Here is a 13,287-nt window from a genome sequence, read left to right as displayed (position 1 = left end):
TCACGCCGGGCCTTTTTATGTCCCGAAGCTGAAGAAGCGGATCAGCTCTTGGCCTGATTGTCTTCCTCGATTGCCGCTTCGTGATACCAGCCGTCAAAATCGGCGTGCGTATAACGCAGCGAGGCCAGCTCTGCTGCGAATTTCGCCTTGGCGCCTAAATTTGAGGCAGACCTGCGCGCTGCCAGAGGGAACATCAGAATTTTTGCCGACGGACGGAATGAGACGACTTCCACGGGCGGTCTCCTTTCTTCTTCAGGAGCTTGTCGATTCAGCTTTCCCAGAAGATAGGTCTTGCGATTCATTTAGGCAATATGCCTACAAAAAGATCATATTTTGCCTAGTATTTGTGCATATGGCGACACTGACCGATCTCGGTCCATTGCTGAGGCGGCTCAGCAAATACAACGCGATATCGCTGCCATTTTGCCGCACTCGCCGATCGCGGAGTGGCACACGAATTGCATTTTAAGGGTCGGCAGCGCCGGCTGCCGACGGCGGACGCATGTCGACGCCGTCTGGTGTTCGGTGAACAAGCAACGAGAGGCTAGAATGACCAAATACAAGCTCGAGTATATCTGGCTCGATGGATACACCCCGGTCCCCAATCTGCGTGGCAAGACCCAGATCAAGGAATTTGCCGAGTTCCCGACGCTCGACCAGTTGCCGCTGTGGGGCTTTGACGGCTCCTCCACCATGCAGGCCGAAGGCCGCAGCTCCGACTGCGTCTTGAAGCCGGTTGCGCTCTATCCGGATCCGGCCCGCAGCAACGGCATCCTGGTCATGTGCGAAGTCATGATGCCCGATGGCGTCACGCCGCACGAATCCAACAGCCGCGCGACGATCCTCGACGATGAGGGCGCATGGTTCGGCTTCGAGCAGGAATACTTCTTCTACAAGGACGGCCGTCCGCTTGGTTTCCCCGAGAGCGGTTATCCCGCCCCGCAGGGCCCGTACTACACCGGCGTCGGCTACAAGAATGTCGGCGATGTCGCGCGCCAGATCGTCGAGGAGCATCTCGACCTTTGCCTCGCCGCCGGTATCAACCATGAAGGCATCAACGCCGAGGTGGCCAAGGGCCAGTGGGAATTCCAGATTTTCGGCAAGGGCTCCAAGAAGGCCGCCGACCAGATCTGGATGGCGCGCTACCTGCTTCTGCGTCTGACCGAGAAGTACGGCATCGACATCGAGTTCCACTGCAAGCCGCTCGGCGACACTGACTGGAATGGCTCGGGCATGCACTGCAACTTCTCCACAAAGTTCATGCGCGAAGTTGGCGGCAAGGCCTATTTCGAAGCGCTGATGGCGCAGTTCGACAAGAACCTGATGGACCACATCGCCGTCTACGGTCCCGACAACGACAAGCGCCTCACCGGCAAGCACGAGACGGCGCCGTGGAACAAGTTCAGCTACGGTGTCGCCGACCGCGGCGCGTCGATCCGCGTGCCGCACTCGTTCATCAAGAACGACTACAAGGGCTATCTGGAAGATCGCCGCCCGAACTCGCAGGGCGACCCCTACCAGATCGCTTCGCAGGTGCTGAAGACGATTTCGCAGGTTTCGACCGACGCTTCGGTTTCGGCGGCCGCCTGATTGTTTTTGCCGGCATGTGGGTCATAGGCCCGTGCCGCAGACAAACGAACAAGCCCCAGCGCACAGCGCTGGGGCTTTTTTCGTGATGTGGGTGGCCGTGGCCGTAATTTCAGGCGGCAATCGCTCCGCGTGCCTTCAGGGCCGCCGATAGTCTGGCGTGAGGCAGGGCGGGGGTGCGGTTGCCGTCGCGGCCGGTCATGTCGGCGTTGGCGACAAGGGCGTTTAGCACGGCTTCCTCGGATGCCTGGACGACCGCCGCATAGAAGTCGTCCATGCGACCCCATGGGATGAAATCCATATGGCTGTAGCTCTCATCGGTTGGCGCTCCCTTGGGAAAGCGGCCGTTCAGAGCGTCGCGATTGGCGGTCGAGAAGGCGAGGAAGATGTCGCCCGAAAAATGCGAGCCGCAGGTGCCGGTGCGGGCGAGCCCGAGCGGCACGCGGCGGGCCAGGGCCTTGCATTGCCCCGGCAGCAGAGGTGCGTCGGTGGCGACGATGCCGATGCAGGAACCGGCGCCGGTCGGTCCGCCCCGGAAATAGGATTCCATCGGATTGTCGGCCGCCAAGTCATCGCCAAGCGGCACGCCTGCGATGGCGAGTTCGTGGCGCGAGCCGAAATTGGCCTGCAGGAAGACGCCGACCGTATAGGAGCGATGGCCGTAGTCGACCACCCTCGACGCGGTACCGGAGCCGCCCTTGAAGGCATAGCAGTTCATGCCGGTGCCGCCGCCGACGGAGCCTTCCTCGATACGGCCGCTCGCGGCGTTGTCGATCGCCGCGATCGCGTGATCGACCGTGACGTGCGAGCCGTTGATGTCGTTGAGATAACCGTCCCAGGTCTCGGCCACCACCGGCAGCAGCCACTGGCTGGCGACATCGGGCTTGTGGCGCGCCACCCAGTCGATGACGCCGCGATGGCAAGTGCCGACCGCGTGTGTGTTTGTAATCAGGATCGGCAGGCTGATGCTGCCGGCCTCTTCGATCCAGGACGCGCCGGTCATCTCGCCATTGCCGTTGAAGGAGTGGTACCCGGCGGCGCAGGCGAGGCCCACGCCTTCACGGCCGAACGGCAGGATGGCCGTGACGCCGGTCCGCACCGGCCCTTGTCCGACGTTCAGCCTGCCTTCGCCCTCGATGATTGTGGAATAGCCGACCTGGACGCCCTCGACGTCGGTGATGGCATTCGCCGGGCCGGGCGTGCCCTGCAAGGGAATGGCGAGTGCGCGGGCGCGCGGCTTGCCGGTCGGGGTGGTGGTCTGCGTCAGCAGTTTGTGCATGCTTGGGTTCCGCTCCGTTTAACTAAGCCGGCTCAGCGGAGGCTGCAGCCGGTCGCAAGTTCCGCATAGCTGGTCAGGATGGCCAGCGCCGAGGATTGATCGACCGCCGGCACAACGTTGACGAGATGCAGCCCCAGGCCGTCTTCGAGGACGACAAGGCTGCGCGCGATCGTCTCGCTGGCCGCCTGGAGTTTGAAGATGCCGGTGGCGGCGCCTGCTTCGAGGATGCCGACATAGATCGACACCTGTCGCTCGAACAGGGTGATGTGACGGGCCGCGTAGCTAGGGTCAGAGCGCGAATAGGCGCCAAGCTCCAGCAGCAGTCGGCAGAGCTGGTCATCCGGATCGGTCGGCAAGCCACTATCGATCATCGTCTTCAGCCGCAGCCGGGGGTCGGCGATCTCGGCGACCGATGCCGCGCGGATCGTGCAGAACCGTTCGACGGCCTTGCGCTGCACATCGTCCAGAAGGTCCTTCAGGCCGGGATAATAGTAGAGCAGCGCGCTCGAGCTCATTCCGGCCTCGTTGGCGACGTCGCGCAAGGTGACGCCGGCAAGGCCGCGCTTGGCGATCATCGATTCTGCGGCCGCGACCAGCGTCAGGCGCCGGTCGGTCTGTGTCTTGGGTCTGCCCATGTCTGTTTCCTGAATTGAATTCAATTTAAATCGGGTGACAAAAATTTTGCAAGTATCAATACGCCATATTTGTTGACGATATGCGACTCCCTCGATAGGTTCCGCAGTGGAGGATAATTTTTATCTCATTAAAAAAAGGGGAGGACGATGTCTACAAACGAAGCAACAACAGGGGCGGCCGACAAAGCCGCGCCAGCCGCCAAAGGCCTCGACCGGGCACTCAATGCCCTGGGCACGCTGATGATCGTTCTGTCGGCGGTGACGCCGGCATCCTCGGTGTTCATCATCGTACCGGGCGTCATCGCGCTGGCCGGTACCGGATCATTCCTGAGTTTTGTGCTGGCGGCCGTGATCGGCCTGTTCATGGCCTTCGTCTATGCCGAACTGTCATCGGCCTATCCGATGGCGGGTGGCGAATACACGATGATCGGCCGCACGCTTGGCCGCTTCTGGGGTTTCGTAACCCTGGTCCTGGTGTTCGTCTCGATCGTGCTGATCGTTGCCGTCATCGCGCTCGGCGTCGGAACCTATCTCGGCGTGCTGATACCCAATCTGAGCCCGCAATGGGTCGGTGTGGTGACGATCGCGCTGGCGGGCGCGGTGGCGGCGATGCGCATCAAGCTCAATGCCTTCGTCACCGGCATCTTCCTTGGTATCGAGATGCTGGCGCTGCTGATCCTCACCGGCCTGGGCTTTGCCCATGTCGAGCGGCCGCTCAGCAGCCTGTTCACGTCGCCGCAGCTACTCGACGCCACGACCAACTCGCTTGTCCCGGCCTCGGCGGGCATCATTCTGGCATCCACCGCGGTTTCGCTTTTTGCCTATAACGGTTATGGCGCGGCCGCTTATTTCGGCGAAGAGACGCAGGACGCCCGGCGCAACATCGGCAAGGTGGTGCTTTGGGCCCTGGTGATCACCGTCGCGGCCGAACTCATTCCGCTGACGGCGGTGCTGCTGGGGTCGCCTGACCTGGCAGGCCTGCTCGCGGCGCCGCAGAAGATCGAGTATTTCCTCGAGGCGCGGGGCGGTCATGCACTGACGGTGCTGATCAGCCTGGCCATCGCAGTCGCCATCTTCAACGCGGTCATCGCCATTATCCTGCAAGCGGCAAGACTGTTGTTCAGCTCCGGCCGCGACAAGACCTGGTTCGGCCCGATCAACACTGCGGTCGCGTCGGTCCACGGCAGCTATGCCTCGCCGTGGATCGCCACCATCGTCGTAGCTGTGCTGGCGGCCGCCGCCTGCTTCATCGACATCAACCTGCTGCTGGTGGTCAGCGGCACGTCGCTGGTCGTGATCTACGCGCTGCTGTGCGTGGCCGTGTTCGCCGGCCGCCGCAACGGCACGACCGCCGGCGGCCACTACCGCATGCCGTTGTTTCCGGTTCCCGCCATTCTTGCCTTTGTGGCGCTGGTCTATGTCGCCTACCAGAACCTGCTCGACGCCGCCTTCGGGCGTCCGAGCCTGATCGCGACGCTGCTGATCATGGCCGTCGCGGCCGTCTACTACGTGGTGGTCCTGGCCAGGCGGACGGACTGGAATCTGCACGGTCCAGACGAGCTTGCCGGATAGGCGTCACCCTCCGACGATCTGTCCCTGCGAGAACCCCGGCCCCCTGCCGGGGTTCTTTTTTGCGCTATTCAGGCGGGTTGACAAACTCCTCCCAAAAATAGTCGGACGTTCCGGTCAGCGCCGCACTCGGCCCGAACGCGGCCGCAAGCAGAACGCTCAGATTCACGGAAATCCGAGAAAAGCCCGGAAAAACCGATATTTCAGGGCATGATATCGAGATCATGAAGTCCACATAAGCGACTGTAACTGCTCCCAAACAGTGGGTTCGGCAGGCCCCGGACGGCGTTGACAAATCGCAGTGCAGCATGCGTATTCACGCAACGGCAAGCGACATTGCGCGATGCCGAACCGGGTGGGACCAAGTGACAAACAGCAGAGACGGCGGCGCCGGAACGGCGGTCCGTGAGCGCACCGCCATGGCAGGACGTCACCTGCTTCTGGCCAACACTTCGCTGCTGGCGCTGGTGATTGGCGCCGGCGCCGCGATGGCGCAATCTGTTCCGACCGGTGGCACGGTCACATCGGGCCAGGCGACCATTGGCACGTCGGGTTCTGGCGTGGTTGTCAACCAGACCTCGCAGAACGCCATCATCTCGTGGCAGAGTTTTTCCATCGGCGGCGGCGCCACGGCGCATTTCGAGAACGGGTCGGGCGCCACGCTCAACCGCGTGACGGGAAACCTGCCGTCCTCGATCGACGGCTCGCTGACGGCGACTGGCTCGGTCTACCTGATCAATCCGGCGGGCGTTGCGATCGGCACCGGCGGCATGGTGCGCACCGGAGGATCGTTCGTCGTCTCCACGCATGACGCGGCCGATGCCGACTTCCTCAATGGCGGCGATCTCACGCTGAAGGGCGACAGCAAGGCCGCGGTCACCAATCAGGGCACGATCAGTTCTCAGTCGGGCGATGTCGTGCTGACGGCACGGCGTGTCGAGAACTCGGGCACGATCGATGCGCCCAATGGCAGCGTCGGCCTGCTCGGCGGCTATGAGGTGCTGCTGCGCGATACCTCGCTCGCCGACGGCAAGTTTTCCGTCAAGGTCGGTGGCGCCGACACGCAGGTTGTAAATTCCGGAACGATCCGTGCCGCCGAAGCCGAACTGCGTGCCAATGGCGGTTCCGTCCAGGCGCTGGCCGGCAACACCAAGGGCGTCATCAAGGCGACGGGCGTCAAGAAGAGCGGCGGACGCATTTTCCTGACCGCGGGCGATGAAGGCACGGTCGAGGTCACGCAGGAAGTCGTGGCGCGCCGGGCCGAAACCGTTCAGGCCAGGACCGTGGTCGCGGCCTTGCCCGACAATGCGCCGCTGCCTCAAGGGCGGCCGGACTTCAGTGGCGGCGAGGTGCAGATATCAGGCGGTTCGATCAGCCTGAGAGGCACGATCGATACAGCCGGCAGCGGCGGCGCGGGCGGTGCCATCGTTGCCGTGGCCAAGGATAGTCTCGACATCGCCGCCACGGGCCGGCTCGACGCCAGTGGCACGGATGGCGGTGTCGTGCTGCTGGGCGGCGACTACCAGGGCGGCAAGAACGTCGCGGCCAATTACTGGACCGCGCCGCTCGGCACCACGGCCGATACGACGGTCGCCGCGGGTGCGGTCATCAAGGCTGACGGTGATAGCGGCGCCGGCGGCAAGGTCGTCGTCTGGGCCGACCACAAGACCTCTTTTGCAGGCGCCATCTCGGCCACAGGCGTCAGCAGGGGCGGCGACGCCGAGGTCTCCGGCAAGGCCCTGCTTGCCTATACCGGCTCGGCGGATCTGCGCGCCACGAGCGGCGTGTTCGGCAACCTGCTGCTCGATCCGTACAACATCACGATTTCCAACGACGCCGACACCGGCGGTTTCACCGCGACCGGTGATGACAGCGTCATCAATGTCGGTACTCTGGAGGGCGCCCTGGCGCTTGCGAATGTCACGGTGTCGACAGGCTCGGACGGCTCGCAGGCCGGCAATATCACGGTTGCTGCGCCGCTTGGCTGGACAAGCAACGCTACGCTGACCTTGCAGGCCGCCGGCGCGATCAATATCAATGCCGACATCACCGCCACGCTTGGCGGCCTGACCCTCAATGCCGGCGGTTCGATCGGGGCGACCGGCGCGCTGTCACTTGGCCGCTTCACGCTGGCCAGCGGCAACTGGGTGCAGAACAGCGCCAGCCTGCCGGGTTTTTCGGCAACCGATTTCCGCATCACGGGTGGATCGTTCCTGCGCGCCGCCGGCGGCAATGGCTCGACCGCGACGCCGTACCTGCTGGCCGACATCTACGGCCTCCAGGGCGTGGCCACCATGCTTTCGGCCAACTACAAGCTGGCCAACGATATCGACGCCAGCGGCACCGCCGGCTGGAACGACGGCGCCGGCTTTGTGCCGATCGGCGACAGTTTCAGCAATAATTTCGCCGCCACCTTCGACGGCGCCGGTCATGTCATCTCCGGCCTGACCATCAATCGAGGCGACTATGTCGGGCTGTTCGGCTTTGTCGGCTGGACGGCATCGATCAAAAATGTCGGATTGGCAGGCGGGACTTTCGTCGGCAACAACATGGTCGGCAGCCTCGCCGGCTACACGATGGGCGGCACCATCAGCAACGTGTGGTCCACGGCGAGCGTGACCGGCGCATCCGCCGGCGGTCTCGTTGGCGCCAACGGCAGCACGATCACCCAGTCTTACGCCACCGGCACGGTCACCGGCACATATAGTGGCAGCGGCGGTACTGCGGGCGGCCTCGTCGCACGAAACAACGGCACCATCACTCGATCTTTTGCCACCGGTGCGGTCAAAGGCATTGCCTATGCTGCCGGTGGCCTCGTCGGCAACAACAGCAGTACGATCACCAACAGCTACGCCACCGGCGATGTCCGGGGTATCATCGCCGGCGGCCTGGCTGGCATCAATGGCTACCAGATCTCTGGATCCTATGCGACCGGCGATGTTTATGCCTCGGGCGGCCCGATCAATACCACCTACGGCGGCGGCCTTGTCGGCTACAACAATTATAGAATTGTCCAGTCCTACGCCACCGGCAGCGTCAGCAGCACGGGTTATTTTGCCGGCGGCCTTGCCGGCTACAATAACAATACCGGTGCTCTGATCGCACAGTCCTATGCCACTGGCGCCGTCAGCAGCAATGCCTATGCCGGCGGCCTTGTCGGCTACAACTTGTTCGGATCGGTGTCCGAAAGCTGGGCCAGCGGCGCTTTGAGCGGGAGCACTTCTGGCGGTCTCATTGCCGGGGGGGATTTCAGTTGGGGCGGCTCGGTCACATCGTCCTATTGGGACAAGGACACAACCGGCGTTGCAACCAGCTACGGCGGCGGCACTGGCCTGACGACGGCGCAGGCGCGCGACGCCTCGAACTACGCCGGCTGGGATTTCGCCAACAACTGGTACCAGGCCGGCGGCATGCGTCCGATCGGCCGTTGGGAAGCGGCGACGCCGGTCGGCGGTGTCACCAGCGTCTCCAATGCGCATCAGTTGCAGCTGCTGAACATCGCCCTCAACGACAGCTATGTGCTGACCGGCAACATCGACGCCAGCGCCACGCAAAGCACCGATGCGTCTTCCGGAATCTGGGGTGCTGCCGGTTTCGTGTCGATCGGCACCGACGGCTTCAACACGATCAACAACAACAACGGCTTTCGCGGCAGCTTCGACGGCGGCGGCTACACCATCTCCGGGCTGACAATCAACCGGCCAACGGCAAACCGTGTCGGTCTGTTCGGGTTCATCAACTCCAGCTCATCCAATTCCGCCGTAGCCAATGTCGGCCTCGTTGGTGGCAGCATCACCGGCCACGACGAGGTCGGCGGCCTGGTCGGCAAGCTGGTGACCGGCACCATTTCGCAGACCTATTCGACCGCCGCCGTCAGCGGCCACAACTACATCGGCGGTCTCATCGGCAACAACTATGTCTTCGGCTTCGTCACCCGGTCCTATGCAACCGGCGCCGTCAATGGCAATTTCGCCGTCGGTGGTTTTGCCGGCTCTTCCGACAGCGGGATTACGTTGTCATATGCCACAGGCGCCGTGAACGGCGCCATGCAGGTTGGCGGCTTCATAGGCACTGCCTATGGCGGCGGCGGTATCATCAACCACAACTGGTCCAGCGGCGCCGTTAGTGGGGGCAATGCGGGTGGCTTTGCCGGCAATTCCGACGACGGAACAATTGCCAATTCCTATTGGGACATCGGCACATCCGGCCAGGCGGGAAGCCAGGGCGGCAGCGGGTTGACCACGGTTCAGGCGCGGAACTCCTTCTACTATGCCGGGTTCGATTTCACCAATGACTGGTACCAGAATTCCGACATGCGGCCGATCGGCCGCTGGGAAGCGGCAAGGCCGGTCAATGGAGTGGCCACCATCTCCAACCTGCACCAATTGCAACTGATCAACGTCAATCTGGCCGGCAGATACGTGCTGGCCGGTGATCTCGATGCAAGCGCCACCGGCAGCGGCAACGCCACCTCCGGCATCTGGGGAGACGAGGGCTTCGTCTCCATCGGCAACAGCGCCGACAAGTTTACCGGCGACTTCAACGGCAATGGCCATGTGATCTCAGGCCTGACCATTTCCAGGAACGGCAACTATGGCGGCCTGTTCGGCTTTATCGATTATACCGGTTCAGTCGAGCAGGTCGGCCTCACCGGCGCCAGTGTCACCGGTCTTGCCTATATCGGCGCGCTTGCCGGACAAAATGACGGCACGATCAGCCGCGCCTATGCCACCGGCGTCGTCAATGGCGATTCCTTTGTCGGGGGACTTGTCGGGGGAGGCCTCGGCAGCATCGAGGAGAGCTTCGCCACCGCCGATGTCAGCGCTTCTGGCTCCATGGGCGGCGGTCTTATCGGGTCCAATGGTGGAAGCGTAGACAGATCCTACGCGACGGGAAAGGTGAGCGGTTGGGACAGCCTTGGCGGCCTCGTTGGCTACAGCACAGGCACGATCACCGACAGTTACTCCATCGGGGCGGTCAGCGGTGCTGCGAATGTCGGCGGGCTGGTAGGGTACAACAGGGGCGATGTCGCGCGAGCCTATGCCTCCGGTGCGGTCAGTGGTGGGGCGGGGACGACAGGCGGGCTGATCGGCAATTACGCCAGCGGCACGCTGCAATCGCTTTATTGGGACACAGCGACGGCGGCGCAGGCTATCGGCAGTGGATCAACCGGCGGTATTGTGGGATTGACCGCCGCGCAAATGACGGACCCGATGACGTCCTTCGCCGGCTTCGATTTCGACAATGTCTGGGCCCGCGCCGGCAACGGCTATCGTCCCGAACTCTATGGCGTGTCCGGCGTCATCGGCGTCAAGATCGCCGATGCCAGCATGATTTATGGCGACGGCGTGCCTGGCTTCGCCGCGCCGACCTATGTCGGCGCCGGCTATTGGAACACGCTGACCAGCGGCGCCATTCTCTCGACAGCCGCGACCTCGACCTCGAATGTCGGAACTTACTCCATCGACGGCAGCGGCGCTGCCGGCACGTTCTCGGCCGGCGGCGCCAGCCGCATGGTCTACACGCCGGGTGAGCTGACGGTGAACCAGCGCGCCATCACGGTGACGGCGGATGCGCAGACGAAGACCTACGGCGACGCCAATCCGACATTGACCTACACCGTCGGGGGCATGGGCCTGGTCAATGGCGACACGCTCTTCGGCGAGTTGGCGACGCAGGCCGGGTCGGGCACCGGCGTTGGCAATTATGCCATCGAGCAAGGCACGGTCACCAGCCTCGACAATTCCAACTACGCCATCACCTACAACGCTGCCGACCTGACGATCGGCCAGCGCACGATCACGGTGACGGTCGATGCATCGGGCAAGATCTATGACGGCAATGCGAACGCCACGGTTTCGCTCGGCGACGACCGCGTAGCCGGCGACGACCTGGCAGTCGACTATACCTCGGCGCTGTTCGACGATGCGAATGCCGGGACTGGCAAGACCGTGACGGTCGGCGGCCTGTCGCTCTCCGGCGCGTCCGCGGCCAATTACACGCTCAACAGCGTCACCTCGGCGACCGGCCTCGCCGACATCGGCAAGGCGACGCTAGTGGTGACGACGCATGGCGACCAGACCAAGACTTATGATGGGACCGGATATGCCGGCGGCGCCAGCCTTACCTACACCGGCTTCGTCCCCGGCGAGGACATGTCCGTCCTCTCCGGCACGCTCGCCATCGGCGCACTCGACGGCGGCGGGCAGGTTGCCGTCAATGCCGGCACCTACACGATCAAGGCCTCGGGCCTCTCCGCAGAGAATTACGACATCGACTATGGCAATGCCAGCAACAACGCCCAGCTGACGATCACGCCACGCGGCGTCACGGTGAGCGCGGATGCCAAGAGCCGCCTTTACGGCAACGCAAATCCGTTACTGACCTATTCGATCGACAATGTTGTCGACGGCGACACCTTGTCGGTGAACCTGCGGACGGATGCCACGGCCTCGTCGGGTGTCGGAACCTATGGCATTGCCCTTGATTCAGGCCTGATCGGCAACGACCTCGGCAATTACAGGCTCGACACCTACAACGGCGCGGACCTGACGGTGAACCAGCGCGCGATCACGCTCAGCGCCGATGCCAAGTCGCGGCTCTACGGCAACGCCAACCCGGCGCTGACTTTCGGTGCCGTTGGCGGTGACGGGCTGGCTTCCTTCGATACGCTGGGCAGTGCCGGCTACGGTCTCGCCACCTCGGCGCAGACAACATCCGGTGTCGGCACCTATGGCATCACGCTGACCGGTTCGAACGACAATTATGCGGTGACCTACACCGGCGCCGACCTCACGGTGAACCAGCGCGCGATCACGCTCAGCGCCGATGCCAAGTCGCGGCTCTACGGCAACGCCAACCCGGCGCTGACTTTCGGTGCCGTTGGCGGCGACGGGCTGGCTTCCTTCGATACGCTGGCCAGTGCCGGCTACGGTCTCACCACGTCGGCCCAGACAACATCCGGTGTCGGCACCTATGGCATCACGCTGACCGGCTCGAACGACAATTATGCGGTGACCTACACCGGCGCCGACCTCATGGTGAACCAGCGCACGATCACGCTCAGCGCCGATGCCAAGTCGCGGCTCTACGGCGATGCCAACCCGGCACTGACCTTCGGCACGATCGGCGGCGACGGGCTGGCGTCCTTCGATACGCTGGCCAGCGCTGGTTACGGTCTCACCACGTCGGCCCAGACGACATCCGGCGTCGGCACCTACGGCATCGCGCTGACCGGCTCGAACGACAATTACGCGGTGACCTACAGCGGCGCCGACCTCATGGTGAACCAGCGCACGATCACGCTCAGCGCCGATGCCAAGTCGCGGCTCTACGGCGATGCCAACCCGGCACTGACCTTCGGCACGATCGGCGGCGACGGGCTGGCGTCCTTCGATACGCTGGCCAGCGCTGGTTACGGTCTCACCACGTCGGCCCAGACGACATCCGGCGTCGGAACCTACGGCATCGTGCTCACCGGTTCGAACGACAATTACGCGGTGTCCTATACCGGCGCCGACCTGACCGTGAACCAGCGCGCGATTACGCTCTCGGCAAACAACGCCGCCCGCGCCTACGGCGCCGCCAATCCGGCGCTGACGTTTGGCGCCGTCGGGGGTGACGGCCTGGCCTCGTTCGACTCCATGCCGGAGGATGCGGGCTTCGGCCTGGCCACTTCGGCGACGGCCAATTCCAATGTCGGCAGCTATGCCATCACGCTCGCCGCCACCGACACGAACTATGCCGTGACATTCACGCCGGGCACGCTGACGGTCAACCAGCGCGCCATCACCGTGACGGCCGACAACCAGTCGCGGTTGCAGGGCCAGCCCGATCCGATGCTGGGCTATTCGCTGACCGGCGGCAGCCTCGCATCGTTCGACAGCGACAGTAGTGTCTTCACTGGCGCGCTGGTGCGCGCGCCCGGAGAGGCTGTCGGCGGCTATGCCATCAGCCAGGGGTCGCTTGCCGCCAACAGCAACTATGTGATGACCTTTGTCGGTGGCGTGTTGTCCATCGGCCCGGCGCAGGTCACGGTCAGTCGACCTCTGGAGACGACGCCAGACCAGGTCGCATCGCTGCTCCCGGCACCGGGCGGTCAGGCAGGCGAGGGAGATGAGGCTCAGTGCAAGGCTGGTGTGATCGGCGGCGCCTGCGCGTCCCAGGTCTATCCGGACAATCGCCGCCTCGGCCCGTTCATCGGTTTCTCGAACTAGG

General features: G+C 63.7%; 6 protein-coding genes. 3 read left to right on the top strand and 3 right to left on the bottom strand.

Features of this window, described 5'->3' with window-relative positions; all coding sequences use genetic code 11:
- Nucleotides 1-41 precede the first annotated feature (41 nt).
- Nucleotides 42-233, bottom strand: coding sequence for a DUF2735 domain-containing protein (locus tag FFS37_RS28155; protein ID WP_137934278.1), 192 nt, complete (start codon nucleotides 231-233; stop codon nucleotides 42-44).
- Nucleotides 234-549: 316 nt separating this feature from the next.
- Between FFS37_RS28155 and FFS37_RS28150 the strand changes: the two genes are divergently transcribed.
- Entirely contained in the window at nucleotides 550-1,590 is a 1,041-nt protein-coding gene (locus FFS37_RS28150; RefSeq protein ID WP_137934249.1) for a glutamine synthetase beta-grasp domain-containing protein, read from the top strand.
- Between the two features lie 109 nt (nucleotides 1,591-1,699).
- Here FFS37_RS28150 and FFS37_RS28145 read toward each other — a convergent pair whose 3' ends face one another.
- Entirely contained in the window at nucleotides 1,700-2,866 is a 1,167-nt protein-coding gene (locus tag FFS37_RS28145) for a DmpA family aminopeptidase (protein WP_137934248.1), read from the bottom strand.
- 32 nt (nucleotides 2,867-2,898) lie between these two features.
- Nucleotides 2,899-3,501, bottom strand: a complete 603-nt coding sequence (locus FFS37_RS28140) for a TetR/AcrR family transcriptional regulator (protein WP_137934247.1) — start codon at nucleotides 3,499-3,501, stop codon at nucleotides 2,899-2,901.
- A gap of 147 nt (nucleotides 3,502-3,648) precedes the next feature.
- Here FFS37_RS28140 and FFS37_RS28135 point away from each other — a divergent pair, with 147 nt between their 5' ends.
- Both FFS37_RS28135 and FFS37_RS28130 read left to right on the top strand, forming a co-directional pair.
- Nucleotides 3,649-5,073 (top strand): APC family permease, encoded by a 1,425-nt coding sequence (locus FFS37_RS28135; protein ID WP_137934246.1) that lies wholly within the window; start codon nucleotides 3,649-3,651, stop codon nucleotides 5,071-5,073.
- A gap of 362 nt (nucleotides 5,074-5,435) precedes the next feature.
- Nucleotides 5,436-13,286 carry an MBG domain-containing protein gene (locus FFS37_RS28130; RefSeq protein ID WP_171026457.1) on the top strand — a complete coding sequence of 2,617 codons (7,851 nt, stop codon included), beginning with the start codon at nucleotides 5,436-5,438 and terminating at the stop codon, nucleotides 13,284-13,286.
- The last annotated feature ends 1 nt before the right edge of the window (nucleotide 13,287 follow it).

This window comes from Mesorhizobium comanense (assembly GCF_005503535.1).
GTDB lineage: Bacteria > Pseudomonadota > Alphaproteobacteria > Rhizobiales > Rhizobiaceae > Mesorhizobium > Mesorhizobium comanense.
This window is presented reverse-complemented; position numbering and strand designations above follow the sequence as displayed.